Raw genomic sequence first — 23947 nt, 5'->3', positions numbered from 1 at the left:
CTTCACCCTTGCCTGCGAGTCTCGCGCCCACCGGGGGCGAGGGACGGGCATGCGGGCGTACGACGTGGTGGTGGCCGGCGCGAGCGTGGCCGGCTGCAGCACCGCCATCCTCCTCGCCCGGCAGGGCCTCAGCGTGGCGCTCCTGGAGCGCAGCCCGGAGGCGGGGGCCCACAAGCCTCTCTGCACCCACTACATCCAATCCTCGGCCCTGCCGGTGATCGAGCGTCTCGGCCTCGCGCCGCTCCTCGAGGCGGCGGGCGCCGTGCCGAACGCCATCGACGTGCACACCCGCTGGGGCTGGGTCCGGGAACCGGCCGCCGACCCCGCCCACCCGGCCCACGGCTACAACATCCGCCGCGAGACCCTCGACCCGCTGCTGCGCGGGCTCGCCGCCGCGACGCCCGGCCTCGACCTGCGCCTCGGCCACACGGTCACCGACCTCGTCCGCGAGGGCGGACAGGTCCGGGGCGTGCGGGCGCAGGACGCGGCCGGCGCCGCGGTGAGCCTGCAGGCGCGGCTCGTGGTGGGGGCGGACGGGCGCGCCTCCCGCGTCGCCGCGCTCGGCGGGATCGCGGGCCGCACGTCGCCGAACGGGCGCTTCTTCTACTTCGCGCAGTATCGCGGCCTGCCCGAGGAGGGCGGGCGCTCGCGGATGTGGTTCCTCGAACCCGACATCGCCTACACCTTCCCCAACGACGACGGGATCACCGTGGTCGCGGTCGCGCCCGCCAAGGCGGGGCTGAAGGCGTTCAAGGCCGACCGCGAGGCCTCCTTCGCGCGCTTCGTGCGGGCGCTGCCCGACGGGCCGAACCTCGACCGCGCCGTGCGCGTCGGCCCCGTGATGGGCTTCGTCGACTGGCCGAACCTGTCACGCATCCCGGCGGGGGCGGGCCTCGCCCTCGTCGGCGACGCGGCCCTCTCCGTCGACCCGATCTGGGGCACGGGCTGCGCCTTCGCCTTCCGCTCGGCCGACTGGCTCGCGGCCGCCGCCGGGCCCGCCCTCGCCGCGGGCGCGAGCGACGCGGCCCTCGCGGCCTCGCTTTCGGCCTATGCCCGGCACCACCGCGCGGGCCTCGCGGGCCACGCCTTCCACATCCGCGACTTCGCCACCGGCCGGTCCTGGCGCTGGCCCGAGCGGCTGCTGTTCTCGGCCGCCGCCCACGACGAGGAATGCGCCCGCGACCTCTTCGCCTTCGCCGCCCGCAACATCGGGCTCGGGCAGTTCCTGTCGCCCGCCGCGCTCCTGCGGGCGGCCCGGGTCAACCTCGCCCAGCGCCGGCGCGCCCCGCGGGCGGCGGACGCGCCCGCCCTCGGTTAGCGGCCGTTCAGGCCGCGCGCCCTCGGATAGCGGCCGGTCAGGCCGCGCGCCCTCGGATAGCGGCCGGTCAGGCCGCGCGCGCCGCCTCGCCCGCGGCGGGGAAGGGCTGCAGCAGCACGCGCCGCCCGGTGAGGTCGTGCACCGTGACGCGCCACTCCGCCCAGTCCGCCCGGCCGCCGAGGCTGCGCATCACCCCGTCGGCGACCCGGCGGGCCCGGTCCCCGAGGGTGCCGGGCCTGCGCACCACCGCGCCCCGCGCGTCGAAGACGCATTCCGTGCCGTTCGTGCAGTGGAACCGGTAGCGTGCCATCCCGAGCGGTCTCCTCTGTCCGGGCCTGAGAACATGATCCCGTATGTTCTAGTTATGTTCCCATGGAAGGCGAGGGTGGGCGGCGCGTGCGAAGTGACGCAGCGCCGCCCGGCCGAGCGCCCGCGTCAAGCCTTCGTTAGGGATTTTGCGGTCCGCTCCTTCCGGCCGGCGCGGCGGGCTTGCCGATTTTTCGGCCGATTGTCCGGCTAGCCCGTTTCGTGCATCGCCGGACGCGGACCCCGCACCGGCCACGAGCCCCGATCCGGCCACGAGCCCTGATCCCGAACCTGAGACCCATGCTGCGCACGCCTCTCGCCGTCCTCATCCTCTCCGGCGCCCTCAGCCCGGCCCTCGCGGCCGAGTCCGGAGCCGGTCACCCGATCAGCGGCCGCGCCACGGTCATCGACGGCGACACGATCGAGGTGCGCGGAACCCGCATCCGCCTCTACGGGATCGACGCGCCGGAGGCGGCGCAGACCTGCGAGACCAGCGCGGGCCGGAGCTACAAGTGCGGGCGCGAGGCCGCCCACGCCCTCGCCGAGCGGATCGGCACCGGCATCGTGACCTGCGAACCGCACCGGGAGGCGAGCGGGCGCCGGGCGGCCATCTGCCGGCTGGGGCACGAGGATCTCAGCGCCTGGATGGCCGCGCAGGGCCACGCGGTGGCCGACCGGCGCCAATCCACGTCCTACGCGGGCGCCGAGAGCAAGGCCTGGGCGACGCGGCGCGGCCTCTGGGCCGGCACCTTCGAGGAGCCGGCGGAGTGGCGCCGGGCGAGCCGCTCGGCCGAAGCCGCGGCGGGTTCCGCGCTGGCGGAGTAGAGGCCGGCGTGTGAAGGGCGGGGCAGGGTAGGGCGGGGCATGGCCACGCTCATCGCCTACGGCGCCGCGGCGCTCGCCGAGATCGCCGGCTGCTTCGCCTTCTGGGCCTGGCTCCGGCTCGGCCGCTCGGCCGTGTGGCTGGCGCCGGGCCTGTGCGCGCTCGCGCTCTTCGCCTACCTGCTGACGCGCGTCGAGGCGGAGGCGGCGGGCCGCACCTTCGCGGCCTATGGCGGCGTCTACATCGCCGCCTCGATCCTGTGGCTCTGGCTCGCCGAGGGGCACCGGCCCGACCGCTGGGACCTCGCCGGCGGCGCGGTCTGCCTCGCCGGCACGGCGATCATCCTGCTCGGGCCCCGCGGCTGAGGGGAGAGCGGGAGCGGCGGCCTCACCAGCCGCCGTAGCCCTCGAACCGGTCGCAGTCCCGGTGCCAGCGCCGGGGCCGGGGACGCTCATAGGCAGGCACCCACTCGTAAGCGGGCGCTCGCTCGTAGGCGACGCGGCGCTCTGGCAAGCCGGGCTCGTCGTACACGTCACGCCGCACCGCGCGGAAAGGTCGATAGGCGGCCACGGGCGGGGCCGCGCCGTAGACCGGCGCGTCGTCGTAGGCCGGCGCCGCGCGTGCCTCCGACAGGGCGGCGCCGAGGAGGGCGCCCGCGGCCAGGCCGCCGACGAGGCCGGCCGCGACGGCGGCGCCGCCGCCCCGCGCCGCGGCGGGTTCGGAAACGAGGGTGCCGGCGCCGATGAGCGCGGCGGCCGAGAGCACGGCGAAGGTCTTCATGGCCCCGAGGTCCCTGTCAGGCCCGGGGAGATCCCGAGCCGAGGCAGAGAGTGGCACGGGGCCGCTGCACCGGACCTGACGGTGCCCGGCAGCTCCCGTTCAGCTTGGATCGCGGAGCCTCGCGCCCGCTCAGGCCACGGCCTCGAGCCGCGCCGCGCGCCCGCCCTCGGCCGCGAGCCGTTTCGGCGTCGCCGCGGGCTGGTTCGGCGCCGCGGGCTTGGTCTGCGCTGCCGCGGGATTGGCGTGCACGAGGCGGAGCGGCGCGGCCGGCCGGGCGTGGGTGCTCACGAGGGCCATGCCCGCCTCGGCGAGTCGCTGCTTCTCGCTCTCGTCGAGCTCGCCGAACAGGTCGTCGATGGCGCCGAGCCAATCCTCCCGCGTCGGATCGGGGGTCTGTCCGAGGAGGAACAGCATCACGTCGACGAGGCGCTCGCGCATCGGCCGCGGGTCCGGCCCGCGGAGGTCGTGAGCGCCTTGAGGTACCTGGGAGCCGCCGCTCCGGACGGTGCTGGGGACGGTTCGGGGTTCGGGCGGGGCCTCCGCCGCGGGCAGTCGGTCGCGCGGCGCCGCAACCCGATCGAGGCCCGTGCGCAGCCCGTTGAGACAGGCTGTGCCGACGGCGTGCAATCTCGCGAACATGAACCCCCCACCCCTGCCCGTTGGCCCTCCTTGGAGGGCGTCGAAGCCGCCTTTCGATCAAAAGCTACGTATTTTTCCGGTGGTCGTCTGTCCGCGCTCATACCCAAGCGGCCGCCCGCGAACGGGGTTCTGCGCCTCCGTGCGGTTCCCGACCGAAGGGGGCGGCGCACCGGTCCCGCTTGTGCTCGCATGGGCCGCGCGGCCCCGTCGCAGCGTCGATGCGGGGCAGGACGCGCCGCGGCCAAGAATCCGGTCGGAGCCCTTTTCGCTCGAATTCCGGGCAGGAATTGCATTCTCTTTGTTCTGATTGGCAGAAGTTTGATCAGGCCGAAGCGCTGGCGCGCCCTATACTTGGGAACATTCCAGCCCGGAGGCGCAGGATGCGCGTGTTCCACCTGCTGATCGTCGTCTTCGGGCTCGCGGCCGGCGCGCTCTCGGTGACGATGCTCACCCGGCCCTCCCTCTCGCAGGGCCGGGTCCCGACGCGCCTCGTCCCGCCGCTGCCCACCGCAGCCGCAGCCGCTGCGCCCGATCCGGACCGCTACGACGCCGACGTGTTCGAGGTCTTCTAGACCGCACGTCCCGCCCGTTCCCGCGCCGGGGCGGCGGCCCGCCCGCCGACGCGATCCCTACTAGTGCCACTCGGCGAGTTCGACGGTGACGCCCTCCGGCCCGTCGATGAAGACGAGCTTGCGCGCGTGGAAATCCATAATCGCGTTGCGGGCCTCGAACCCGTGCGCCTTCAGCTTCGCGACCTCCTCCGCGACGTCGTCGACCGAGAAGCAGATGTGGTTCATGCCGATCCGGCTCAGGTCGCGGATATGGGCGTCCGGCAGGGGATCCGGATGCCGGTAATGCAGGAGCTGGATCTCCGTCCGCGGCGAGACCTGCTCCAGGACGAGCGTCACGTGCTCGGCCTCGATGTCGGGGACACCCATGTAGCTCGCGAACGGCTCCCCGGTGATGACCACCGATAGGGCCTCCCGGAAGCCGAGCACCGCGAAGAACGCCTTCGCGCGCTCCAGATCCCGCACCACGATGGTCAGATGGTCGAAATGCCTGAGCATGGTCCCGGCCTCCCGGTGCGCCCGCCCCGCGTCCCGCGGGGCGCGCCGCAGGGCCGGGACGCCGGACGGGCCCCTCGGCCGGCGGCGCGGCGCCTCCCGCATCCTGCACGGGGGCTACGGCGCGGCAATCGTCGCGCCCCGCTCGGTCCGGAAGGGGGCGCCCGGTCCCGGCAGGATCCGGGCCCTCGGGACGGAGAGCCAAAAGAAACCCCGCGCGCCGTGCGGCCGCGGGGCGAAGTTGGGCGGGCAGGACGACCGGCGTGAGGGGTTGCAGGCGCTCTCCTGCCCTCTTGGCGTGAGGGCCAATGCACCGACGATGTGTCATCGCGCGGGCTCGCGAAACCGGCCCCGGGGGAAAGGTGTCTTGCAGCCCTGGAACCGGCTCGGCGGACGCCCGTAATCCCGGGCGCGAGACAGGCGGAAGTCCTTCGTTGCCCCCGCACCACACTGCGCCGCATTCCGCGTCCGGCACCTTGTCAGATTTCGGGCCGAGGCTTAGGCGTGGATCAATAAAGCGCTGAAAAATCAGCAGTTTATCATCATTATAAACAACAAGGCCGCGGCCTGGGGGCCTTGGCGAACGTGGTCGCATGCGCGTCTCCGAAGGGCGACGCGCGTCTCGAGGGGCAAGGTCATGAGTCCGTTTCATCACGCCCGTCCGCAGGCTCGCAGGCGCGCCCGCGCGCTGGCCGGGGTCTCCCTCGCGGCCCTGAGCCTCGGCCTTTCCGACATGATCGCGATCAACGCGGGCGGGTTCGTGCAGAGATCGCTCGCCCAGGAGGCGACGCCGCCGCGGCGGGGGGCGGCCAACCCCTCGGCCGCGGGCGCCAGCGCGCAGCTCGAGGAGCTGAGCGTCGAGGGTGTCGGCAACGGCCGCGGCGGCCCCGGGCTGCCCGAGGACCCGCGCGGGCCCATCAACGGCTACGTCGCCAACCGCTCGACGGCCGGCACCAAGACCAACACGCCGATCCTGGAGACGCCGCAGGCGATCACCGTGATCGGCCGCCAGCAGCTCGACGACCAGAAGCCGGTCTCCCTGCAGGAGGCCCTGCAATACTCGCCCGTGCTCGGCGCGACCTTCGGCTCCGACACCCGCAACGACTGGTTCCTGATCCGCGGCTTCCCGGCCCAGGAGGTCGGCCTGTTCCTCGACGGGCTTCAGCTCTTCGAGACCGCCTACGCCACCTGGAAGCTGGAGCCCTTCGGCCTGGAGCGCATCGAGGTTCTGCGCGGCCCCTCCTCGGTGCTCTACGGCGGCACCGGCCCGAGCGGCATCGTCAACGCGGTGAGCAAGCGCCCGCCGCTGGTGCCGCTGCGCTACGTCGAAGCGGGCGTCGACGAGCACGGCAACGCCTACGGCGCCTTCGACATCGGGGGTCCTGTGGCGACCGCCCGGGCCAGGGCCAGTTCTTCTACCGGCTGGTCGGCCGCGCGCGCGGCGGCGGCACCCAGGTCGACTACGTCAACGACGACAGCTTCTACATCGCGCCGTCCTTCACCTGGCGGCCGGACGCCTCGACCTCGTTCACGGTGCTCTCCTCGTTCCGGCACGACGACACGAAGGGCCAGAACTTCCTGCCCTACGAGGGCACGGTGCAGGCGGCGCCCTTCGGCTTCATCTCGACGAGCCGGTTCACGGGCGATCCCGGCCTCGACAAGTTCACCCGTGACCAGGCGCTCATCGGCTACGAGTTCGAGCACCGCTTCGACAACGACATCGTGGTCCGCCAGAACGCCCGCTACGGGCAGGTCGACGTCGATTACCGCACCCGCTTCGGCGGCGGCTACGCGACGACGGCCGCGGCGGCCGACCTCAGCCGCTTCAACTTCCTGGCGCAGAACTCGGCGACGCAGGCCGACATCGACACGCAGGTGATCGCGCCCTTCCGCACGGGCTTCCTCGACCACACGCTGCTCGGCGGCGTCGAGTACCGGCGCTACGACATCAACAACGTGCAGGATTTCGGCTTCGGACCCTCGCTCAACCTGATCAACCCGGTCTACACCCCGAACGCGCCCTTCACGACCTTCCCCTTCCAGAACAACTTCCTCACCCAGAACCAAGTCGGCCTCTACCTGCAGGACCAGATCAAGTTCGGTCCCTGGACGCTGGTGCTCAGCGGGCGCAACGACTGGGTCAGCACCGACAACGACAACCGCCTCGGCGCGAGCGGGACCCGCGACATCAGCGCCTTCAGCGGGCGCGTCGGGCTGATCTACACGAGCGATCTCGGCGTCGCCCCCTACGTCTCCTACGCCCGCAGCTTCAACCCGCTCGTCGGCGTCAACGGCGCGGGCGAGATCCTGCGGCCCGAGACCGGCGAGCAGGTCGAGGTCGGCTTCAAGTACCAGCCGATCGGCTTCGACGGCTATATCGGTGCGGCCGTGTTCGACCTCACCCGGCAGAACGTGCTCTCGACGAACCCGGCCAACGTCCTGCAGACCATCCAGAACGGCGAGGTCCGTTCGCGCGGCGTCGAGCTCGAGGCGGTGGCCAACCTGATGCCGGGCCTGCGGCTGGTCGGCGCCTACACCGCCTATCAGTTCCAGATCACGCGGGATGCCGATCCGACGCTCATCGGCCGGACTCCGGCGGCCACGCCGCAGCAATTCGGCTCGATCTTCCTCGACTACACGATCCAGACCGGGGCGTGGCGGAACTTCGGCTTCGGCGGTGGCGTGCGCGGCGTCGGCGGCTCGTTCGCCGATCCGCAGAACCTCTTCAAGGTGTCGCCCTACATCGTCGGCGACGCGGTCATCCACTACGATTGGGAGGGGTGGCGGTTCGCGCTCAACGTCCGGAACATCTCGGACGAGCGCTACGTCTCCACCTGCTCGACGGTCTCGGCCTGCTTCTACGGCGACCGCCGCCGCATCCTGGCGAGCGTCGGCTACAAGTGGTGAGCGGGCCCCGTCCGCTTACAACCTGAGAACGCAAATTCCCTTCCGGATTCAACCGCGCTAGCCTCGCGGACAATGCGGGAGGGAATTCGGATGAAGCTCGATCGCCGCCGCTTCGTCGCCTGCGCGTGCTGCGCCGCTCTCGTGCCCCTGGCCGCCCTCGCGCCCCTGGGCGCCATCGCACCCAATGCGCGTGCGGCCGGGGGCAAGCGCACGGATCTCAGCCCGGACCAGGCGCTGGCCCTCCTGAAGGAGGGCAACCGCTCCTTCACGACCGACGCCCCCTTCCGCCGCGGAGCGACCGACCGCGACCGGCGCATCGAGATCGCGCGCGGCCAGACGCCCTTCGTGGTCCTGGTCGGCTGCTCGGACAGCCGGGTGCCGCCCGAGCTCCTGTTCGGACGCGGCCTCGGCGAATTGTTCATCGTGCGCAACGCCGGCAACACCGTCGACAGCACGGCGATGGGCTCGATCGAGTACGGCGTGGTCGAGCTCGGCGTGCCCTTGATCGTGGTCCTCGGGCACGAGAAGTGCGGGGCGGTGCAGGCGGCGGTGAGCGTCGTCAAGGACAACGCCGTGTTCCCCGGCAGCATCGGCCGGATGGTCGAGCCGATCGTCCCCGCCGTCCTGCGGGCGCAGGGGCAGCCCGGCGACCTCCTCGACAACGCCGTGCGCGAGAACGTGCGGCGCACGGTGCTGCGCCTGCGCACGGCCGAGGCGCTCCTGGCGGACCCGGTCAAGGCCGGCAAGCTCAAGATCGTCGGCGCGCGCTACGACCTCGACGACGGCAGCGTGGACTTCTTCGAGGAGGGCTGAAGGCCCTGCGTACCCTTCCGGACTCAGCACTTCCCTGGCGCGGGCGGCCTCGAACCGCCGAAGCTTGAGCGTGATTGTCCGAGCGAGAGCCCGAAGACGGCTCGCGTGAGGAGTCGTGGATGTTCAGCGGTATCGTACCGACGGTCGTGGTCGCCTCGAACGCGCTGGCCCGGGAGGGGTTGAGATCGCATCTCGCCGGGTCGCGCTTCGCCACCGTGCCGGATGCGGGACCGCCGGCCGGGGAGCGGGCGCCGCAACTGATCGTCGCGATGCTCGACGATCCCCGCGGCGTCGAGACCGCGCGCGCCCACCGCGCCGCCTGGCCGGAGGCCCGGCTCGTCCTGTTCACGGGCGCCGGCCTGCCGCCCGGCGACCTCTGCGGCGCGGCCCACGGCATCCTCGACTGCGCGGTCGAGCCCGAGACGCTCGTCCGGGCCCTCGACCTCGTGATGGAGGGCGTCGCCGTGCTCACGCCGGGCCTGCTCGGCCGGCTCGCCGCGAATGCCGGCCCGACCCCGGCGCGGCCGGCCGAGGCAGCCCCGCAGGCGGGCGCCCCCACGGCACCGCTCTCGACCAGCGAGGTGAAGGTGCTGCGCTGCCTGGCGGGAGGCGCCTCGAACAAGATGATCGCCCTGCGCTACGCCCTGGCCGAGCCGACGGTGAAGATCCACGTCAAGAACATCCTGCGCAAGCTCAAGGCGCAGAACCGGACCCAGGCGGCGATCTGGGCTCGCGAGAACGGGCTCCACCCGCTCTAGAGCATCGTTCAGTATACCGGCACCATGGAAGATGCCCTAACTGCTTGATAGAGCAGCATCTTCTTGCGCTGAGCGGGCAACCGCTTCAGCGGAAGATGCTCCGAGCCCGCCCGTCAACGGCGCAGGGGTGGCCGTCACCCTCCGCGGAACGATGCGCTCGGATGCCCTTGAGCCCGGCTCCTCAGGCGCCGGGCGGGGTCTGTCCGCCCGCCTTCGCCGTAGCGAGCTTGCGCAGCACCGTGCGCACGTGGGCGCGGATCTGCTCGCGGCGCGCGCGCGTCTCGTCCGCCACCCCGTCCCGTGATCCGTCAGCCGTGCCCATGAATGCAACCCGTGTCGATGCGCGGCCCACGCTCGCGCGCCGGCAGCAGGTGTTACGGCTGAAGAGTTCGCCTCTTAATCCGTCTGCTCCACAGACTGGACTGAAATCATAGCACGGCGGTTCAATAAAGGTATATAATCCAGTCGATCCCGTTAGGGCGGAATTAATCTGAACGACTGTTTAATCGATGTCGAACTACCTTAAGCTGGTCCGACCGTCCGGCGTCCGAACCTCTCGCGGCCGGCGGCCCGCACCGCCGGTGCCGGACGCTCGGAGCGCCGAGCGGGACGCCCCGGCCCGTGGCCGTCAGGGGGGAGCGAGCCCGTGCTGAAGCGCTTCTACTTCGACCTCGTGTGCCGGGAGCGGATCATCCCGGACCGGACGGGGATCGAGGCGGCCACCGTCGAGGAGGCGCTCGAGGAGGCAGAGGCGGCCCTGGAGGAGATGCGAGCGAGCGGGGAGACGGCCGAGTTCGACGCGGGCTGGTGCCTGCTGATCCGCGACGAGGCCGGTGCGGCCCTGAGGAAGCTGCCGATCCTGATGTACCTCGCCTTCACGCAGCTGATCGTCGACGCAGGCGAGGTGATCGTCTTACTGACGGAAGCCTGAGGCCGCGGCCGGATCGCGCCGCCCTCCCTGACAGAACTTCGCGCAACCTCGCGAAGACCGGCGACAATTTTCACATCGCGTCAACCAATACGCGAATTTTCCGCGCCGAATGCAGGAAGACATCGAAAAAGGAACGTTTCATCCCGCCGCCCCAATTAGGACGCCTTTAGTATCTCAATGGCCAAGCTACAACTTCGAAAGAGGGGAAACGCATGGTCGACTACGTGCTTGAGGGCCCGCGCTGGGGCGCGGGAGCGCGGGGAACCAGCGGCGGGACGGTGACGTGGGCGCTCGATGCCGCGCTTCCCGCTGCCTTCGCCAGCGCCGTCCAGTCCGCCTTCGCCGCCTGGGCGAGCGTGGCCAACATCAGCTTCCAGCAGGTCTCCTCCACCGCCTCCGCCAGCATCGACCTGACGCAGGGCGTCCTCGACGGGCTGGGCAACACGCTCGGCTACGCGAGCTACGCCTTCTCCGGCCAGCGCATGACATCGGCCACCGTCACCTTCGATTCGGCCGAGGGCTGGCACGTCGCGGGGGGCCGGGTCGTCAGCAACCAGGGTACCGACTTCTACCTCGTGGCGCTGCACGAGATCGGCCACGCTCTCGGGCTCGACCATTACAACGGCAAGCCGGAGGTGATGAACTCGATCATCAGCCCCTCGATCACCGGGCTGATGGCGGGCGACATCGCGGGCATCCAGGCGCTCTACGGCTCGACACCCGGCTCGACGACCGCGCCCCCGACGCAGCCGCCGACCCAGACCTCGGACGGTTCGGACGTGAACGCGGTCTACCGCTTCTACGACACGCGGACGGGCGACCATTTCTACACGACGAGCGCCGCCGAGAAGGCGCAGATCCTGAAGAGCCTGCCGAGCTACCAGTACGAGGGCGTCGGCTGGGCGACGCCGCAGGACGGCCCGAACACGATCGACGTGTTCCGCTTCTACGACACCAAGACCGGCCAGCACTTCTTCACGACGGACGCGGGCGAGCGCGACACCATCATCAAGACGCTACCGAGCTACCACTACGAGGGCGTCGCCTTCGAGGCCTACGCCAGCCCGGCCGCGGCCGGCACCGGCGGCGTGACGCTGGAGCGCTTCTACAACACGCAGACGGGCCTGCACCATTACGCGGCGAACGCGGCCGAGGCCGACGCCATCAACCACGGATCGGCCGGCCCGGGCTGGGTGGACGAAGGCCGCGCCTTCACCGTCCACGTTCCGACGGACGGGATGCTGTTCGCCTGAAGGGCGGCCGGCGGCGAGACCCCGCGGATCCAGGGATTCCGCGGGGCCTCGCGCGTCGCGACATCAGGATCGTGGGGCGTCAGATCCCCTCGCCGGGGCGCGCGGGTGCGCCCGCGGGCGCGGCGACCGCGTGGAGCGGCCGCTCGTTGCGCATGGCCATCATGTTCCACACGGCCAGCGCGAGATAGGGACCGACGAAGACCAGGAATAACACCAAGCTCATGCTCGCCTCCCGTCGGGTGGAGGAACGCGGACCTCGGAGACGGCCGCGCTTGCCCGCACCCATCAAGGTTAAGTCTCGAGCGGCGGATTCCGTTTCACGGGAATTCGCGCCGCGACGGAGGCCGGCGGCTCAGAACACCGGCATGGCTCCCGCCACGGTGACGAGGGCGCCCGAGGTGTAGCTGCTCTCCTCGGCGGCGAGCATCACGTAGGCCGAGGCCAGCTCCGCCGGCTGGCCCGGGCGGCCGAACGGCACCTGGCTGCCGAAGGACTTCACCGCCTCCTCGCTCATCCCGGCGGGGATGAAGGGCGTCCAGATCGGGCCCGGCAGGACGCCGTTCACCCGGATGCCCTTCTCGGCGAGAAGCTGGGCGAGGCTCAGCACCATGTTGCTCAAGGCCCCCTTCGTCGCGCTGTAGGCGAGCAGCGTCGGCATCGGGTGCTTGGAATTGACCGAGGAGGTGAAGATCACCGAGGCGCCCGGCTTCAGATGCGCGAGCGCGGCCTTGGTCGCGTAGAAGGACCCGAACACGTTGGTGCGGAAATGGTCCTCGAACACCGCGTCCTCGATCGCCTCCAGGTCCTTGTTCGGCTGCTGGAAGCCGGCATTGTTGACGAGCACGTCGAGCCGGCCGAAGGCCTCGGCGGTGCGGGCGACGATGTCGCGGGCGTGGCCGGAATCCTTCAGGTCGCCGGGCAGGAGGAGCGCGCGCTGGCCCGCCCTCTCGATCCAGGCGCCGACCGTCTCCGCGTCCTTCTGCTCCTCGGGCAGGTAGGCGATGGCCACGTCCGCGCCCTCGCGGGCGTAGGCGATGGCGACCGCGCGGCCGATGCCGCTGTCGCCGCCGGTGACGAGGGCGGCCTTGCCGGCGAGCTTGCCCGAGCCGCGATAGCTCTCCTCGCCGTGGTCGGGCTCGGGCGCCATGCGGCCGGTCTTGCCGGGAAAGCTCTGCGGCTGCGCCGCGAAGGGCGGCTGCGGGTATTTCTTCAGCGGGTCCGTGGTCATGGCGCCTCAAGCGTGTCTCGGGGTGAGCCGCTTCAACCGGGCGGCCCGGCCGGTGTTCCGAGCCGCCCGGAGGAACCGCAGCGCCTTGCCGCCTTCCTCGCCGTCTTCGAGGATCGAAGCGGATCTTCAAGATCGTGACGTCCCCGTTGACGAGGACTTGCGCCTCCATGCGCGGGGCCGCCGCCGCGAAGGGGCCGTCGGCGCCCGGTGCCGAAGCTCCGGAGCAGTTTGCGCGCTGATCACGCGCCCTTCTCCGCCGAGCGATGCCGGTACCGGTCGATGCGGCGTCCACCGGCGGAGCCGCGGCCGGATCCGAGCGTTCAACGGCCGTACGGGGAGGTGGTCCGGATGCGCGCGTTCACGGTCGCTTGGGAGCCCGACAGGGTGGCCCGCGTTCGCGAGGCGGTGCGGACCTACCGCATGCCGCCGGTGCCGGAGGGCGCGGGCTGGCGCTACGGCTGCGATCCCGAATTCCTCGCGGAGCTTTGCGCCTACTGGCTCGACGGCTTCGACGCCGCGGCGGCGGCGGCCGATCTCAACCGCTTCCCGCAGGGCATCGCCACGGTCGAGGGGCTCGACCTGCACGTGGTGCACGTGGTCGGCGAGGCGGACGGGCGCCGCCCGCTTCTCCTCACCCACGGCTGGCCGGGCTCGGTCTACGAGTTCTGGTCCGTCATCGAGCCGCTGGCCTTTCCCTCCCGGCACGGCGGCCGGCGGGAGGATGCCTTCGATCTCGTCATCCCGGCGCTGCCGGGCTTCGGCTTCTCGGGCACGCCCGCGGCGCCGGTCGGGCCGCGCACCGCGGCGCGGCTGTTCGATACCCTGATGCGGCAGGTGCTGGGCTACCCGCGCTACCGCGCGCAAGGGGGCGATTGGGGGGCGGGGGTCAGCGCGTGGCTCGCCCTCGACCACGCCGCCTCCCTCCAGGCCATCCACCTGAACTACCTCTTGGTGCAGCCCGACGCCGAGCCCGAGAGCGCGGCGGAGCGGGCGTGGAAGCAGGCCTTCGACGCGTCCCAGCGGCGCCTCGGCGCCTACGCGCAGCTGCAGGGCACGCGGCCGCTCTCGCTCGCCTTCGCGATGGCCGACGCGCCGGTGGCGCAGCTCGCCTGGCTCGTCGAGCGCTTCCACGACTGGGCGGATCTGCGCGAGCGGCCCTTCGGGCAGGTCTTCACCCGGGACCGGCTCCTGACGAACGCGCTCCTCTACATCCTGACCGGCGCCTTCCCGACCGCGACGTGGATCTACGCCGGGGCGCAGGAGGAGGAGGCGCGGCGGATGCCCATCGGGCGGCGGGTCGAGGTGCCGACGGCCTTCGCGGCCTATCCGGACCCGCGCTCACCGAACCCGCCGCGGGACTGGGTGGAGCGGGGCTACGCGGTGACGCGCTGGCGCGAGATGCCGCGGGGCGGCCATTTCGCGGCGATGGAGGTGCCCGACCTCTTCGTGGCGGATCTGCGTGCCTGGGGCCGGGAGAGCGAGCCCGTGGGGCAGGGCGGCTGACCGCCCCGCCTCGCGGCCGGGCCGCGGCGTCAGCGGGCGGAGCCGCCCGCCGCGCCCGCGGGCTTGTAGCTCCCGGAGACCTCGCGCGCCTTGCGGAACGCGGCCGCCATCTCGCTCGTGGTCATGGCCAGCGACGTCTTCATGTCGGTGATGGCGCCCCCGGCCGCGGCGACGATCACCGAGGTCGCCATGCCCTCGGTCGTGCCCTCCGCGACGATCAGGAAATCGTACTCGCCGAAGGTCATGTAGTAGTTCAGGAGCTTTCCTCCCGATTGTGCGAGCAGCTCCCGCACCGCCTCCTCCCGGTTCTCGGGGGTCGCCATCATCCCCCTGACGGCATCCGTGGTGAAGCGACCCTGCGTGATGAACAGCGGCATGGCTTCCTCCCGTGTTCGGCCCGCGACGCCGCGCGGAGCCTCCGTTCTAGCGCACCGCGCGCGGGCCCGGCGGGTCGGTACGCTTGCCGAGCGCCGGGCCCGGCCCTGCCGGGCGCGGATCAGGGTCCGGTGTAGCCCAGGGCTTCGGCCGCCGCCCGAAGCCGCGCGAGCGACGTCGCGTAGCGCTCCCGCAGGAAGGCGCCGTCCGGCAGGGTGCGCTCGGGGCCGAGATTGTCCTCGTTGTCGGAGATCTTGATCAGGATCGCGGCGAGGTTGCGGCTCGCGATCACTGCGCCGATCCGCTCGGAATAGGCCGTGCGCGCGGCCGGCTTCGTGAGGATCCGCACGGCCTCGACCACGGAGGCCGGGAAGCCCGCCGCGACGAGATCGTCCTCGGTGCGCGGGGTGTCCTCCAGGACGTCGTGCAGGATGGCCGCCTGCATCACCTCCATCGGGTCGATCGCGATGCGGTCGACCGCGCGGGCGTGGCCGGCGCGCTTCACGGCCGCGTTGGCGACCCGCTCCAAGTGGCGGATGTAGGGCTGGCCGCCCTTGTCGATCTGGCCCGCATGCGCCGTGATCGCGAAGCTGTGGGCCTCGAAGATGTCCGGCATGGGCTACTCGATCTCGTCAGGGCCTTCGACCAGCCCCATCCCGACGGCCATCGCCACCACGTCGGCGCCGGTCATCTCGGGGCCGTGGTCGATCCGGTAGAGGCCGGGGGCGTCCTCGGCCGGCAGCACGGTGCGGCCGGCCGCGCGCAGGGCCTCGATCGCTTCGTGGACGGGATCGTGGTCGAGCGGATCGGCCATGCCGCAACGATAGCGCGGATCGGCGGAATTCCCAGACCGCGCGAGCAATCATCACCGCGCGCGCGCGATCACCGCCCGACGCCGCGGACGTTGATCGCGATCACGGACGCGTCCCGCCCGCGCGCCGGCAGCAAGGGAGCGGTTCCGCACCATGCTTGGAGAACCCGCGCCGCCGAGGCGATTCAGATCCGCATGAATTGCTTAGCTTAAGCACTAGCACCATAGTATCGACCATGATTACGTTGCGCATAGCGGCGTCATGCGCCCTTATTCTTCTTGTCACGGCTTGCTCTCGTCTTTCCGACAAGACGGGCAAGTACACATCTCTTCCTAGGCATACGATCCCTAAACCCACCGTCTATGCGAAGACGCTGCCGCGAATCCTCCCCGGCCGGTTGCTCTCCACGCCGCGAAGCGATCCGGCCTCCGAGGTGACGCCGCTCGCGGTGCTCAGGAATTCGGAGATGGCCCGGCTGGGCTGGCAGCCGCTGCGCCCGGTGGAATTGTCCCGATCGTCGGTGGCGGTGGCATCTTTTCCGGGAACGCCCGGACGGGAAGGCCCGGCCGACCTCGCGGACACCCCGACCTACAACCGGGAGACGAAGATGAGCCGCCTCCTCAAGGACGGGGAGCGGGCCGCAAAGCCGATCTGCATCGGCTGCTGACCGGGCGCGGCGTGCGGGCGGCGGCCCGCCGGTACACTATCGACGCGGCTGGAACCGCGCGGCGGCCGTAGGGCATGTCAGCCCGAAGGCTCGGGAGATGGACTGCGCGCCCTGATCGCAGAGCGGCCGCCGGGATCACTGATGCGTGCACCGCCGAAAGAGATCGTCGCGCTGTCCGAGGAAGCGGCCCTGGCGATGGCCTGCGCCGCGCACGGCGTCAGCCGGGCGATCGAGGCGGCGACCGGAACGGCGCCGGCCCCCGAACTGAGCCAGAAGGCGGCGCTGTTCGCTATCGGCGCCTTCATCAGCTGCGGCGGCCTCGGCCTCAAGCACGCCGACCACAAGGCCATCACCACGTGGCTGGCGCAGGAGGTCACGGCGGACGGAGCGGCGGAGGCCGCCGCGTCGCGCGAGACCTGAAGCCGCCGCGGCCTCGGGCTCAGTGGGTGCCCGGGTCCAGGCGCGCCTGCACCGTCCCGAAGGGGTCGCCCAGGAGCTCGATCCGGGTGGCGATGCTCTCCGAGCCGCCGCGGGCGGGCTCACCGATCAGGAGGGCGGTCAGCAGCGCGAGGACCGTGAACAGGACGGCCGCGAGACCCTCCGCGACCTGAACCGCCCATTTCCGCAGGAGGTGGATCGACACGCATCCGGCCACGAAGGTCGCCGTCAGGAGGAGGGTCACCAGGGATGCGCTCATCAGGCCTCTGCCTCGCGGGAAGCGGGACGCGTCAATCCGCGTCCTTCAACAGGTACAACTCGCGAAACTCCTCCGGCGTGACGTCGTCCCCGGTCGGCAGGCGAATCGTCACGGCGAGGCCGCTCTGCTCGCACTCGCGCGCCCGCCGGTAGGCATCGGCGGGCCTCAGGTAATTCTCGGCCCTCGACGGGTCGGCCCTGTCGTCGGCCTTGTCGCTCGTCACCGTGAACGTCATCGCAAGCCTCCCGATCGCCGCGAGCTTAGCGCGGCGGCGCGCCGTCCGCGAGGTGGGAATGCCCGCGCCCCGCCGCCGATCCGCCGAAGGGCGCGGCGCGGGAGGCGCGCGTCACGCGGCCATCCGGGCCGGGCGCTGCGCGTCGGTGCGCTGGCGCGCCACGTCGGCGATCCGGGCGCACAGGAGACCCAGAAGGTCGTCCGAGCCCGCGAGATCCTGCCAGGAGACCGTCGCCGTGACATCGCAGGGTCCGTCGGCGACCAGCGCCGTCAGCCCGATCGTGGTGAGGCGCAGCTCGACGACCACGCCGGTCTCCTCGCGCACCCGCTGCCCGTGCGCCCAGGCCGCTTCCAGCACCCCCGCGAACGCGTCCTGTGACAATTGCGACATCGCCTGCTCCCCGCGCTGCTCCATCCGCGCCATCGTAGGCTTGGCCGGGGCGGGATGCTGTGCCGAGTCGGGCACAGCCGGCGATGATCACGGTCGTGTCGTTGCGTGGCAACAGGCCGGGCGGAGGCCGGTGCGGCACCGAGGGCCGGACGGTTCTCGCAGAGTCGTTCCGGCCGACAAATGCATTTTGTATTTATTCTCGCGAAGGACAAATTCCTGTAGCGATCGACGGGGAAGTCAAACTATCCTGCAATTCTGATCCAGGAGGTGGCAATGCGCGCGCTCGTCCTGTTCGCAACAGCTTTCGCGTTGGCCACCGGTGCCTTCTGGGCCACCATGCTGACCGAGCCGCCGCGCTCGGAAGCGCGGGGGCGGATCGTGCCCGCGATCCACGTGCCGCTCGTGCCGACGAACATCCAGGATCCCCACCGGTACGACGCCGACGACGGCGACGTGTTCTGAGTGTCCTGCGGGGCCGCGCCGTACCGCCCCGGTGAGGCACCGATCCCCGTGCGGCTGACTGGAGGCGGTGAACGATGACGGACAACAAGGCGAAGTCGCTGCGCTCGGCGCAACAGCTGCGGGACGGGCTCATCGAGGCCCTCGACGTGTGCGGGATCGCGGACGGCGACCTCGTCGAGCTGACGGTCCGCTATCGGCGCGCGGAGAACGGGGTCGAGGTGCAGGAGATGAGCTTGGTCCCGCTCAAGAAGCAGAGGACCAGCTACGCCTGAGGCGCGGGCATTCTGAACCGTGCCTCGGCTCGCGCCTCGCGGCTTCGGTTCGCGGGGGGCGTCCGGGCGCGGCGGGTCTGAGCGTCGAGGGCCCGGATCCTCCGGCCGTCCCCGGCGCGGAGGCTTCGCGCGCCACGTTGAAACGCGACCGCCGCAGGCTTAGGTGAGGCGCGCGAGGCCACGTCCTCCCCCCGCCACGGGGTCCAAGTCCGGGACGGCCCGGCCCTTCACAGAGGAGGGCCCCTTGGCCTGGATCTACCTGATCGCTGCCGGAATCCTCGAAGTGGTGTGGGCCTACGCGATGAAGCAGTCGCACGGCTTCACGCGCCCCCTGGCGACCGCGATCATGGCGGTGGCGATGGCGGGCAGCGTCGGCCTCCTGGCGCTCTCCATGCGCACGCTCCCCCTCGGGACGGCCTACACGATCTGGACCGGCATCGGGGCGGTCGGCGCCTTCGCGGTCGGCATCATGGCCCTCGGCGAGCAGGCCACGATGGCCCGCCTGTCGGCGGCCGCGCTGATCGTGTCCGGGCTCGTCATGATGAAGCTCTCCAGCACGCACTGAGCCCGGCGCGGCTTCCGGGCGCTGCCGATTACTGAAAGTCGAGCGCCATGATGCGGTGGCGCCGGTCGATGTAGATCTCGACCTGCTCGAACAATCCGCCCCGGTTGTGCGCCCGCCGCTCGGGCCGGCTCAGCTCGCGAAGCAGCATGTCGAGGGCGATGCTGCGCTCCTCGTATCCGTTGAAGCAGGCGAGATAGATGTCGACGACGTGCTCGGCCTCGACGATGGCGCCGACCCGATAGGCCTCGGCCAGCTTGACGATGTTGGCGACCGTGACGTCGAGGATGGGAGGGCAGGGCATCGCCGCTCAGCCGGCGCGGCCCACCCGGTCCGGCAGCTCCGGACCGCCCGGTTCGCGACGCGCGCGGGCCGCGCCGGGATCGCCCCCACCTCGCGCCCGTCCACCGGGCCCCCGGATCGTCCAACGATGCCTGCCCCGATGCGTCCCTCGATGTGTGCCGCGCGCGAGGGCCGGCTCGGCTGAGGTGGCGGGCTGCTGAGCGTTGAGCAGCTCTCGACGGGCCCGAAGGGCGTGTACTCGCACTGGCATGCCAGTATTCTGGCACGCGCTCCAAGATTTGGCCACGCCGGAATCCGGTTCGTCCGCAACGCGATTGCCTGCGCTCTGCTTGCGGGGTGGGCGCAAACGACTGAGGCGCTCGCGCGAGTTCGGTATCGAGGCGGAACGTTCGAGACATGCGCGGCCCGCGCGAGCGCCGGATCGGCGGCCGTGACGGGGACGGCCGCGTCGCGGAAGGGGACGCTCAGTCGGCGCCCTCGTCGGGGATGTTGAGGATCGTGCCGCAGGCCTTGCAATGGACCGCGTCCGGCTCGTGCCGCTGCAGGCCGCAGGTCGGGCAGGGAAAGCGCACCTTGTAGGGGCGGAACAGCACCTGGGCGAGGCGCAGGAACAGCGTCACCCCGCAGATCATCACCACGACCGAGAGCAGGCGCCCGCCGGTGCCCTGCAACGTCACGTCGCCGTAGCCGGTCGTCGTCAGCGAGGTGACGGTGAAGTACAGCGCGTCGACGTAATTGCCGATGTTGGGGTTCGAGCGGTGCTGCGTCGCGTAGACGACGCTCGTCATCACGAAGATGAACACGGCGAGGTTCACCACCGCGATGACCACCTCCTCGTTGCGGCGGAACAGGGGGCTGTCCGCCCGCAGGCGGTCGAGAACCTGGTAGGTGCGCAGGAACCTCAGCGTGCGCAGGATCCTCAGGAAGCCCGCGCCCTCGCCCACGATCGGCGCGAGGAAGGAGACGATCGCGGCCAGATCCGCCCAGGTCGTGGGCCGCAGGAACTCGCGCCAGCGCCGCCGGGAGATCGCGAGGCGCGCCGCGAAATCGGTGAGCACCGCGACCCCGATGACGACGTCGATCCCCTCCACGAACGGCCGGCGCGGCGCGAAGGAGGACAGGACGATGAACAGCAGCGTGGCGAGATCGAAGATCAGGAGACCGTAGCGGAAGCGGTGCGCGCGCTCCGTATCCCCCTCGTAGAGCGCCTTCAATCGTGCGGTCAGCGTGGTCATGGAAATCGCAAGGGCGTTCGCAATGGGGTTCGGGGCCGGCCCGGACCCGGCTCGACGCGGGAAACCGGCGCCGCCCGGTAACGAATTGCTGGCCGGCCGCGCGCTATGGGCTCGCGACGAGCGCCGCCGACCGGCCGTCACGGGCCGGGCGGATCGAGGCGCGGACGCCGCCGCATCGGGAGAGGGTCAAGGGATGAGCGTTCTCGGCAGGGCATGGCCGGACAGCCTGATCGTCGTGCGGACGGGGCTCGCGCTGATGGCGCTGGGCCTCGCGGTCTTCGTCGCGACCTTCGCCGCGACCTTGGCGACGGCCTGAGCGCGGCCCGGGCCCATCGCCCGCGGCGGGCATCCGGCGTGGCGCGCTCAGTCGCGCACCGTCTCGCCCGCCGTCGGGATGCTCTCCGTCGGGTTCTGGGCCAGCAGCCCCATCCGCCGCTCGATCTGCTCGCTGAGGGGCTTCACGAGGTAGCTCATGATCGTCCGGTCGCCGATATGCATGTGGGCCTCGACGGGCAGGCCGGGCAGCAGGACGGACTTGCCCAAGAGGGCTTCCTGGCCCTCGGCGGGGCGGATACGGACGGTGTAGTACGGGGCGCCCGTCTTCTGGTCCTGGCTGACATCCGCGGCGACCCGCATCACGCTGCCGCTGATCTCGGGCGTCCGTGACTGGTTCAGGCTGGGAAAGCGCAGCGAGGCGACCTGCCCGACCTTCACGTAGGCGATGTCCTGCGGATTGACCTGGATCTCGACGACCCGCTGGTCGGCGGACGGCACGATCAGCATCGCCGGCTCGTTCGGCACCACCAGACCCCCGATCGTGTGCACCTTCAGCTCCTGCACGAAGCCGTCCTGGGGCGCGCGCAGCTCGATGCGCTTGAGGCGATCCTCGGCCGCCACCCGCTTCTCCACGAGTTCCGACCAGCGGCCCCTGATCTCGGCCAGCTCCTTGCCCACCTCCGTGCGCATGTCCCCGTCCACCTGCAGGATCTGCAGCTCCGTCTCGGCGACCTTGCCCTTCGTCCGGGCGATCGAGGCCACGAGCCTGCCGCGCTCCCCGGACAGGCCCGCCGAGGTGCGCTCCAGGGCGTTGAGCTTCGCGAACTGCACGAGGTTCTGGGCGAAGAGGTCGCGCACCCCGCGCAGCTCGTCGTTGATGAGCGCGATCTCCCGCGCCTTGGCGGCGACCTGCTTCTCCAGCCCGCCGATCTCGTCCTGAAGCTGGGTGACCCGCTCGCGCAGCTGCGCCTTCTGGCCCTCGCGCGCGGCGATCCGCGCCGTGAACAGGCGCGTCTCGCCCTCGATCAGGTGCCGCACCGTCGGGTCCCTCGGGGCGCGCGCCAGGAGATCGCCCGGGAACGTGACGGACGTCGCGCCGTCCCGCTCCGCCTCGTCGCGCGCGCGGCGCGCGGAGAGCTCGTCCAGCGCCTTGAGCACCATGTCGAGATCGGCCCGGGTCTGCGTCTCGTCGAGCTGGATCAGCACCTGACCGGCCGTGACGCGCGCGCCCTCGCGGACCAGGAGCTGCCCGACGACCCCACCGGTCGGGTGCTGCACCTTCTTGACGTCGGATTCGACGACGATGCGGCCCGGCGCGATCACGGCCCCCGCGATGGTCGCGAACCCGGCCATCGCGGCGCCCGAGACGAGGACGACGCAGGTGCCGATCCCGATCACGAGATGCCTGCGGATCGAGCTCTGGGCCGATGCCGGAGACCGGGCCGCCGTCGTCGCATCCCGACCGAAAATCTGCTCGTTCGCCATGATCCGTCCTCGCGCCCGGGCGCAGCACGCCGTGCGCCTCGCGAGACGCCCGCTCGCCGGACGCCGCATCCTCGACCCCGAGGGTGCAGCGGGCGTTTCGCGAGAGACACTTAAGCACATCCCGGGCGCCCCGATCCACACACGAACAGATCGCGCGCGGCGGCACAGTGGTACGTTCGAAAAGGTGATTTAATCCGCCCGATCTCGACCTGGAACGACAGCACCGGCGGCCGGCAGGACCGGCCGGACCCCTTCGACCGGTGGGCCGTGACTTGCGCGGCTCTCGGTGGGCGAGATCGAGAACGTCGGCCGCATCGCCCGACCCGACGGGGCCGGCGTGAACGGGGCCGTCATGCGCCGGCAGCGCGCGACGCCGCCCTAGCGGCTCAGCCGCATCCCGGTGACATCGAGCATCGCCGCGTAGACCCCACGGCCATCCTCGTGCGGCATCGGGACCGTGAAGCCGGGTTGGCCCGCCCGGGGCGGGCTGGCCGGCCGCCGGTGAACGGCGGCCGCGCGCGGCGGGAATGGCGCGACACGACGGCCGATCGTCCCGGGCTCGGCAGCCGGGAGCGGGACGGTCTCCGAGGATGCGGGCGAGATCGGACGACGCAGGCACAATGTAGAGTTTAGAAGAGATATGAATTTGCCCGAGCGGGAGAGCACGACCGGACGATGGAAACAAGATGTTACAACATTTCTGCTTTCGCGATTTCCAGGCGCCCTGTGAATTGCTAAGGTTCGTCAATCGTCAGCGAGGGCCGTCGCAGCGGATCATGCCGGACAAGGGCCAGAACTTCTCGCACGTCTACGTCCTCTACGATCCGCCTGCCCGCGGGCTGCCCTGGCTCTCGGTGTGCATCGGGCCGGATCGCCGGATCTTCACCGCCGAGACGTTCGAGACCCAGGCCGCGGCCCTGCAACGGATGGCCGCCCGTGTCGATCTCTTCGTCGAGGAGGCGCAGCCGCATCGCGCGCCGCGCGTCTGGCACGTCACGCTCACCGGCGCGCCCCGCTAGCGTCCGATCACGGCCCAAGATCTCGCGCAGGATCTCGCGCAGGGTCTCGCGCCGAACCGGCGACCCGTACGGCCCGCTTCCGCCGGCGCCGCGGGGTTCGGGCGTCACTCGACATCGGCATCCGCCGGCGAGCCGGGCGGAAGCGGACCGCTCTCGATATCGTCCTCCGGAATGCCGGGCGGCCCGTCGAAGCCGACGACCCCATCGGGATTGTCCGGCGACACGTTGGGGTCGGTCGGCGGCGGCCGGTTCAGGTCGAGCCGCCGCTCGAGCCGCCGCTCGCGCTCGAGATCGCGCGCGATGGGCACGTCGCGCGCGCCCTGCGCCGCGGCCTGCTCCGCCAGGACGAGGCCGGAGACGATCAACGAGAGACCCGCGCAGATGCGTGCCGGCGTCGTCATGATGCGGGGCCCTCCGGAGGTCGGCGCTCATAAGGCGTGGCGGTGAGGCGGATGGCAAGATCTCCGGACGCTTCGGTTCTCTTCCGACGAAGGCCCGCGCGACCGGCGCTAGGTCTCGGACGCCTCGACCGCGAGCGCCCGCCGTCCGGCATCGGTGATCCGATATTCCTGATGCCAGCCGTTCGCATGCATGCGCCCGGTGGGCTGTATCAACCCGCGCTTCTCCAGATAGCGATTCGTGTTCTGCGGCGCGTAGAAGCGCGGACCGTCCTGCAGCAGGCGAAGGCGGTAGAGATACACTGGCTTGATCTTACGCATCGAAGCTTGACATACCGCTTTCGGCATGCGCGACAAGTCGTTTCGGAAGCAATTTCCGAATTAGAGCCTGATTTTTATTTGAAACTACAATAACTACAAAGCAGGCAACGCAGTG

General features: G+C 71.1%; 35 protein-coding genes and 1 pseudogene. 18 read left to right on the top strand and 18 right to left on the bottom strand.

Translation table 11 applies throughout. The annotated features are described in order from the left end of the window. Window positions 1-49: 49 nt before the first annotated feature. Window positions 50-1318 (top strand): NAD(P)/FAD-dependent oxidoreductase, encoded by a 1269-nt coding sequence (locus DK389_RS28215; protein ID WP_109894730.1) that lies wholly within the window; start codon window positions 50-52, stop codon window positions 1316-1318. A 67-nt stretch (window positions 1319-1385) separates the two neighbouring features. Here the strand turns inward: DK389_RS28215 and DK389_RS28210 are convergent, their stop codons facing one another. After that, window positions 1386-1628, bottom strand: coding sequence for a DUF6894 family protein (locus DK389_RS28210; protein ID WP_109894728.1), 243 nt, complete (start codon window positions 1626-1628; stop codon window positions 1386-1388). Between the two features lie 296 nt (window positions 1629-1924). Here DK389_RS28210 and DK389_RS28205 point away from each other — a divergent pair, with 296 nt between their 5' ends. Further along, complete coding sequence (locus DK389_RS28205; RefSeq protein ID WP_109894726.1) at window positions 1925-2449, top strand: thermonuclease family protein; 525 nt, start codon at window positions 1925-1927, stop codon at window positions 2447-2449. 39 nt (window positions 2450-2488) lie between these two features. Next, window positions 2489-2812 (top strand): YnfA family protein, encoded by a 324-nt coding sequence (locus DK389_RS28200; protein ID WP_109894724.1) that lies wholly within the window; start codon window positions 2489-2491, stop codon window positions 2810-2812. A gap of 22 nt (window positions 2813-2834) precedes the next feature. Here DK389_RS28200 and DK389_RS28195 read toward each other — a convergent pair whose 3' ends face one another. Both DK389_RS28195 and DK389_RS33090 read right to left on the bottom strand, forming a co-directional pair. Further along, window positions 2835-3227 (bottom strand): hypothetical protein, encoded by a 393-nt coding sequence (locus DK389_RS28195; RefSeq protein WP_109894722.1) that lies wholly within the window; start codon window positions 3225-3227, stop codon window positions 2835-2837. A gap of 129 nt (window positions 3228-3356) precedes the next feature. Continuing rightward, entirely contained in the window at window positions 3357-3665 is a 309-nt protein-coding gene (locus DK389_RS33090) for a hypothetical protein (RefSeq protein ID WP_162560917.1), read from the bottom strand. Between the two features lie 581 nt (window positions 3666-4246). Here DK389_RS33090 and DK389_RS28185 point away from each other — a divergent pair. Beyond that, entirely contained in the window at window positions 4247-4438 is a 192-nt protein-coding gene (locus tag DK389_RS28185; protein ID WP_109894718.1) for a hypothetical protein, read from the top strand. Window positions 4439-4498: 60 nt separating this feature from the next. Here DK389_RS28185 and DK389_RS28180 read toward each other — a convergent pair whose 3' ends face one another. Next, window positions 4499-4933: a VOC family protein gene (locus DK389_RS28180; RefSeq protein ID WP_109894716.1), complete on the bottom strand. Its 435-nt coding sequence runs from the start codon at window positions 4931-4933 to the stop codon at window positions 4499-4501. A gap of 634 nt (window positions 4934-5567) precedes the next feature. Between DK389_RS28180 and DK389_RS34695 the strand changes: the two are divergent. From DK389_RS34695 to DK389_RS28165, 4 genes and pseudogenes are all read left to right on the top strand, one after another. Continuing rightward, window positions 5568-6149: pseudogene (locus DK389_RS34695) on the top strand (TonB-dependent receptor plug domain-containing protein); the annotation flags it as partial. After that, complete coding sequence (locus DK389_RS28175) at window positions 6035-7837, top strand: TonB-dependent siderophore receptor (RefSeq protein ID WP_236961065.1); 1803 nt, start codon at window positions 6035-6037, stop codon at window positions 7835-7837. The pseudogene DK389_RS34695 and the gene DK389_RS28175, both read left to right, overlap by 115 nt. Before the next feature lie 90 nt (window positions 7838-7927). Beyond that, window positions 7928-8650, top strand: a complete 723-nt coding sequence (locus DK389_RS28170; RefSeq protein ID WP_109894714.1) for a carbonic anhydrase — start codon at window positions 7928-7930, stop codon at window positions 8648-8650. A gap of 119 nt (window positions 8651-8769) precedes the next feature. Then, window positions 8770-9408, top strand: a complete 639-nt coding sequence (locus tag DK389_RS28165) for a LuxR C-terminal-related transcriptional regulator (RefSeq protein ID WP_109894712.1) — start codon at window positions 8770-8772, stop codon at window positions 9406-9408. A gap of 181 nt (window positions 9409-9589) precedes the next feature. Here the strand turns inward: DK389_RS28165 and DK389_RS33085 are convergent, their stop codons facing one another. Continuing rightward, window positions 9590-9730 (bottom strand): hypothetical protein, encoded by a 141-nt coding sequence (locus tag DK389_RS33085; RefSeq protein ID WP_162560915.1) that lies wholly within the window; start codon window positions 9728-9730, stop codon window positions 9590-9592. Between the two features lie 324 nt (window positions 9731-10054). Between DK389_RS33085 and DK389_RS33570 the strand changes: the two genes are divergently transcribed. Together DK389_RS33570 and DK389_RS28155 are read left to right on the top strand one after the other, a co-directional pair. Then, window positions 10055-10339, top strand: a complete 285-nt coding sequence (locus DK389_RS33570; RefSeq protein ID WP_194075127.1) for a DUF6894 family protein — start codon at window positions 10055-10057, stop codon at window positions 10337-10339. A gap of 212 nt (window positions 10340-10551) precedes the next feature. Then, complete coding sequence (locus DK389_RS28155) at window positions 10552-11592, top strand: matrixin family metalloprotease (protein WP_109894710.1); 1041 nt, start codon at window positions 10552-10554, stop codon at window positions 11590-11592. A gap of 79 nt (window positions 11593-11671) precedes the next feature. Here DK389_RS28155 and DK389_RS33080 read toward each other — a convergent pair whose 3' ends face one another. Then, entirely contained in the window at window positions 11672-11815 is a 144-nt protein-coding gene (locus DK389_RS33080; protein WP_162560914.1) for a hypothetical protein, read from the bottom strand. A 129-nt stretch (window positions 11816-11944) separates the two neighbouring features. Continuing rightward, complete coding sequence (locus DK389_RS28150) at window positions 11945-12820, bottom strand: SDR family oxidoreductase (protein ID WP_109894708.1); 876 nt, start codon at window positions 12818-12820, stop codon at window positions 11945-11947. A gap of 348 nt (window positions 12821-13168) precedes the next feature. Here DK389_RS28150 and DK389_RS28145 point away from each other — a divergent pair, with 348 nt between their 5' ends. Beyond that, window positions 13169-14323 (top strand): epoxide hydrolase family protein, encoded by a 1155-nt coding sequence (locus DK389_RS28145; RefSeq protein ID WP_109894706.1) that lies wholly within the window; start codon window positions 13169-13171, stop codon window positions 14321-14323. 29 nt (window positions 14324-14352) lie between these two features. On the opposite strand, the gene DK389_RS28140 is transcribed toward DK389_RS28145, so the two are convergent. From DK389_RS28140 to DK389_RS28130, 3 genes are all read right to left on the bottom strand, one after another. Continuing rightward, window positions 14353-14700, bottom strand: coding sequence for a GYD domain-containing protein (locus tag DK389_RS28140; RefSeq protein ID WP_109894704.1), 348 nt, complete (start codon window positions 14698-14700; stop codon window positions 14353-14355). A gap of 119 nt (window positions 14701-14819) precedes the next feature. Further along, window positions 14820-15314 (bottom strand): HD domain-containing protein, encoded by a 495-nt coding sequence (locus DK389_RS28135; RefSeq protein WP_109894702.1) that lies wholly within the window; start codon window positions 15312-15314, stop codon window positions 14820-14822. A gap of 3 nt (window positions 15315-15317) precedes the next feature. Further along, the gene (locus DK389_RS28130; protein WP_109894700.1) at window positions 15318-15512 is read right to left on the bottom strand and encodes a hypothetical protein; all 195 of its coding nucleotides are present in this window, start codon (window positions 15510-15512) and stop codon (window positions 15318-15320) included. A gap of 233 nt (window positions 15513-15745) precedes the next feature. Here DK389_RS28130 and DK389_RS33075 point away from each other — a divergent pair, with 233 nt between their 5' ends. Continuing rightward, window positions 15746-16177: a hypothetical protein gene (locus DK389_RS33075; protein WP_162560913.1), complete on the top strand. Its 432-nt coding sequence runs from the start codon at window positions 15746-15748 to the stop codon at window positions 16175-16177. 141 nt (window positions 16178-16318) lie between these two features. Then, complete coding sequence (locus tag DK389_RS28120; protein ID WP_109894696.1) at window positions 16319-16597, top strand: hypothetical protein; 279 nt, start codon at window positions 16319-16321, stop codon at window positions 16595-16597. A gap of 19 nt (window positions 16598-16616) precedes the next feature. Here the strand turns inward: DK389_RS28120 and DK389_RS28115 are convergent, their stop codons facing one another. From DK389_RS28115 to DK389_RS28105, 3 genes are all read right to left on the bottom strand, one after another. Continuing rightward, the gene (locus DK389_RS28115) at window positions 16617-16874 is read right to left on the bottom strand and encodes a hypothetical protein (protein ID WP_109894694.1); all 258 of its coding nucleotides are present in this window, start codon (window positions 16872-16874) and stop codon (window positions 16617-16619) included. 31 nt (window positions 16875-16905) lie between these two features. Continuing rightward, complete coding sequence (locus tag DK389_RS28110; RefSeq protein WP_109894692.1) at window positions 16906-17109, bottom strand: hypothetical protein; 204 nt, start codon at window positions 17107-17109, stop codon at window positions 16906-16908. A gap of 111 nt (window positions 17110-17220) precedes the next feature. Next, on the bottom strand, window positions 17221-17523 hold the full coding sequence (locus DK389_RS28105; RefSeq protein ID WP_109894690.1) for a hypothetical protein: 303 nt from the start codon (window positions 17521-17523) through the stop codon (window positions 17221-17223). 249 nt (window positions 17524-17772) lie between these two features. Between DK389_RS28105 and DK389_RS28100 the strand changes: the two genes are divergently transcribed. The 3 genes from DK389_RS28100 to DK389_RS28090 all read left to right on the top strand — a co-directional run bounded on the left by DK389_RS28100 (window position 17773) and on the right by DK389_RS28090 (window position 18798). Then, window positions 17773-17961 (top strand): hypothetical protein, encoded by a 189-nt coding sequence (locus DK389_RS28100; protein ID WP_109894688.1) that lies wholly within the window; start codon window positions 17773-17775, stop codon window positions 17959-17961. Between the two features lie 74 nt (window positions 17962-18035). Next, entirely contained in the window at window positions 18036-18233 is a 198-nt protein-coding gene (locus DK389_RS28095) for a hypothetical protein (protein ID WP_109894686.1), read from the top strand. 244 nt (window positions 18234-18477) lie between these two features. After that, window positions 18478-18798, top strand: a complete 321-nt coding sequence (locus DK389_RS28090; protein ID WP_109894684.1) for a DMT family transporter — start codon at window positions 18478-18480, stop codon at window positions 18796-18798. 28 nt (window positions 18799-18826) lie between these two features. Here DK389_RS28090 and DK389_RS28085 read toward each other — a convergent pair whose 3' ends face one another. Continuing rightward, window positions 18827-19099 (bottom strand): hypothetical protein, encoded by a 273-nt coding sequence (locus tag DK389_RS28085; RefSeq protein WP_109894682.1) that lies wholly within the window; start codon window positions 19097-19099, stop codon window positions 18827-18829. A 463-nt stretch (window positions 19100-19562) separates the two neighbouring features. After that, window positions 19563-20333, bottom strand: coding sequence for a potassium channel family protein (locus DK389_RS28080; RefSeq protein WP_109894680.1), 771 nt, complete (start codon window positions 20331-20333; stop codon window positions 19563-19565). A gap of 193 nt (window positions 20334-20526) precedes the next feature. Between DK389_RS28080 and DK389_RS35060 the strand changes: the two genes are divergently transcribed. Beyond that, window positions 20527-20649 carry a hypothetical protein gene (locus DK389_RS35060; RefSeq protein WP_257791919.1) on the top strand — a complete coding sequence of 41 codons (123 nt, stop codon included), beginning with the start codon at window positions 20527-20529 and terminating at the stop codon, window positions 20647-20649. A 47-nt stretch (window positions 20650-20696) separates the two neighbouring features. Here the strand turns inward: DK389_RS35060 and DK389_RS28075 are convergent, their stop codons facing one another. After that, the gene (locus DK389_RS28075; RefSeq protein ID WP_109894678.1) at window positions 20697-22094 is read right to left on the bottom strand and encodes an HlyD family type I secretion periplasmic adaptor subunit; all 1398 of its coding nucleotides are present in this window, start codon (window positions 22092-22094) and stop codon (window positions 20697-20699) included. Window positions 22095-22870: 776 nt separating this feature from the next. Between DK389_RS28075 and DK389_RS28070 the strand changes: the two genes are divergently transcribed. Further along, window positions 22871-23113 carry a hypothetical protein gene (locus tag DK389_RS28070; RefSeq protein ID WP_109894676.1) on the top strand — a complete coding sequence of 81 codons (243 nt, stop codon included), beginning with the start codon at window positions 22871-22873 and terminating at the stop codon, window positions 23111-23113. Between the two features lie 104 nt (window positions 23114-23217). Here DK389_RS28070 and DK389_RS28065 read toward each other — a convergent pair whose 3' ends face one another. Beyond that, window positions 23218-23514 carry a hypothetical protein gene (locus DK389_RS28065; RefSeq protein ID WP_109894674.1) on the bottom strand — a complete coding sequence of 99 codons (297 nt, stop codon included), beginning with the start codon at window positions 23512-23514 and terminating at the stop codon, window positions 23218-23220. 108 nt (window positions 23515-23622) lie between these two features. Continuing rightward, window positions 23623-23832, bottom strand: a complete 210-nt coding sequence (locus DK389_RS28060; protein ID WP_109894672.1) for a hypothetical protein — start codon at window positions 23830-23832, stop codon at window positions 23623-23625. Window positions 23833-23947 lie beyond the last annotated feature (115 nt).

Source organism: Methylobacterium durans, assembly GCF_003173715.1.
Classification (GTDB): domain Bacteria; phylum Pseudomonadota; class Alphaproteobacteria; order Rhizobiales; family Beijerinckiaceae; genus Methylobacterium; species Methylobacterium durans.
Note: the sequence above shows the minus strand (reverse complement) of the source record. Positions and strands in the feature narration are given on the sequence as shown.

What these genes read in the sequence shown, in the direction of transcription:
- DK389_RS28215 (WP_109894730.1), top strand. Translation starts at nt 50, where the DNA reads ATGCGGGCGTACGACGTGGTGGTGGCCGGCGCGAGCGTGGCCGGCTGC.
- DK389_RS28210 (WP_109894728.1), bottom strand. Translation starts at nt 1,628, where the DNA reads ATGGCACGCTACCGGTTCCACTGCACGAACGGCACGGAATGCGTCTTC.
- DK389_RS28205 (WP_109894726.1), top strand. Translation starts at nt 1,925, where the DNA reads ATGCTGCGCACGCCTCTCGCCGTCCTCATCCTCTCCGGCGCCCTCAGC.
- DK389_RS28200 (WP_109894724.1), top strand. Translation starts at nt 2,489, where the DNA reads ATGGCCACGCTCATCGCCTACGGCGCCGCGGCGCTCGCCGAGATCGCC.
- DK389_RS28195 (WP_109894722.1), bottom strand. Translation starts at nt 3,227, where the DNA reads ATGAAGACCTTCGCCGTGCTCTCGGCCGCCGCGCTCATCGGCGCCGGC.
- DK389_RS33090 (WP_162560917.1), bottom strand. Translation starts at nt 3,665, where the DNA reads ATGCGCGAGCGCCTCGTCGACGTGATGCTGTTCCTCCTCGGACAGACC.
- DK389_RS28185 (WP_109894718.1), top strand. Translation starts at nt 4,247, where the DNA reads ATGCGCGTGTTCCACCTGCTGATCGTCGTCTTCGGGCTCGCGGCCGGC.
- DK389_RS28180 (WP_109894716.1), bottom strand. Translation starts at nt 4,933, where the DNA reads ATGCTCAGGCATTTCGACCATCTGACCATCGTGGTGCGGGATCTGGAG.
- DK389_RS28170 (WP_109894714.1), top strand. Translation starts at nt 7,928, where the DNA reads ATGAAGCTCGATCGCCGCCGCTTCGTCGCCTGCGCGTGCTGCGCCGCT.
- DK389_RS28165 (WP_109894712.1), top strand. Translation starts at nt 8,770, where the DNA reads ATGTTCAGCGGTATCGTACCGACGGTCGTGGTCGCCTCGAACGCGCTG.
- DK389_RS33085 (WP_162560915.1), bottom strand. Translation starts at nt 9,730, where the DNA reads ATGGGCACGGCTGACGGATCACGGGACGGGGTGGCGGACGAGACGCGC.
- DK389_RS28155 (WP_109894710.1), top strand. Translation starts at nt 10,552, where the DNA reads ATGGTCGACTACGTGCTTGAGGGCCCGCGCTGGGGCGCGGGAGCGCGG.
- DK389_RS33080 (WP_162560914.1), bottom strand. Translation starts at nt 11,815, where the DNA reads ATGAGCTTGGTGTTATTCCTGGTCTTCGTCGGTCCCTATCTCGCGCTG.
- DK389_RS28150 (WP_109894708.1), bottom strand. Translation starts at nt 12,820, where the DNA reads ATGACCACGGACCCGCTGAAGAAATACCCGCAGCCGCCCTTCGCGGCG.
- DK389_RS28145 (WP_109894706.1), top strand. Translation starts at nt 13,169, where the DNA reads ATGCGCGCGTTCACGGTCGCTTGGGAGCCCGACAGGGTGGCCCGCGTT.
- DK389_RS28140 (WP_109894704.1), bottom strand. Translation starts at nt 14,700, where the DNA reads ATGCCGCTGTTCATCACGCAGGGTCGCTTCACCACGGATGCCGTCAGG.
- DK389_RS28135 (WP_109894702.1), bottom strand. Translation starts at nt 15,314, where the DNA reads ATGCCGGACATCTTCGAGGCCCACAGCTTCGCGATCACGGCGCATGCG.
- DK389_RS28130 (WP_109894700.1), bottom strand. Translation starts at nt 15,512, where the DNA reads ATGGCCGATCCGCTCGACCACGATCCCGTCCACGAAGCGATCGAGGCC.
- DK389_RS33075 (WP_162560913.1), top strand. Translation starts at nt 15,746, where the DNA reads ATGATTACGTTGCGCATAGCGGCGTCATGCGCCCTTATTCTTCTTGTC.
- DK389_RS28120 (WP_109894696.1), top strand. Translation starts at nt 16,319, where the DNA reads ATGCGTGCACCGCCGAAAGAGATCGTCGCGCTGTCCGAGGAAGCGGCC.
- DK389_RS28115 (WP_109894694.1), bottom strand. Translation starts at nt 16,874, where the DNA reads ATGAGCGCATCCCTGGTGACCCTCCTCCTGACGGCGACCTTCGTGGCC.
- DK389_RS28110 (WP_109894692.1), bottom strand. Translation starts at nt 17,109, where the DNA reads ATGACGTTCACGGTGACGAGCGACAAGGCCGACGACAGGGCCGACCCG.
- DK389_RS28105 (WP_109894690.1), bottom strand. Translation starts at nt 17,523, where the DNA reads ATGGAGCAGCGCGGGGAGCAGGCGATGTCGCAATTGTCACAGGACGCG.
- DK389_RS28100 (WP_109894688.1), top strand. Translation starts at nt 17,773, where the DNA reads ATGCGCGCGCTCGTCCTGTTCGCAACAGCTTTCGCGTTGGCCACCGGT.
- DK389_RS28095 (WP_109894686.1), top strand. Translation starts at nt 18,036, where the DNA reads ATGACGGACAACAAGGCGAAGTCGCTGCGCTCGGCGCAACAGCTGCGG.
- DK389_RS28085 (WP_109894682.1), bottom strand. Translation starts at nt 19,099, where the DNA reads ATGCCCTGCCCTCCCATCCTCGACGTCACGGTCGCCAACATCGTCAAG.
- DK389_RS28080 (WP_109894680.1), bottom strand. Translation starts at nt 20,333, where the DNA reads ATGACCACGCTGACCGCACGATTGAAGGCGCTCTACGAGGGGGATACG.
- DK389_RS35060 (WP_257791919.1), top strand. Translation starts at nt 20,527, where the DNA reads ATGAGCGTTCTCGGCAGGGCATGGCCGGACAGCCTGATCGTCGTGCGG.
- DK389_RS28075 (WP_109894678.1), bottom strand. Translation starts at nt 22,094, where the DNA reads ATGGCGAACGAGCAGATTTTCGGTCGGGATGCGACGACGGCGGCCCGG.
- DK389_RS28070 (WP_109894676.1), top strand. Translation starts at nt 22,871, where the DNA reads ATGCCGGACAAGGGCCAGAACTTCTCGCACGTCTACGTCCTCTACGAT.
- DK389_RS28065 (WP_109894674.1), bottom strand. Translation starts at nt 23,514, where the DNA reads ATGACGACGCCGGCACGCATCTGCGCGGGTCTCTCGTTGATCGTCTCC.
- DK389_RS28060 (WP_109894672.1), bottom strand. Translation starts at nt 23,832, where the DNA reads ATGCGTAAGATCAAGCCAGTGTATCTCTACCGCCTTCGCCTGCTGCAG.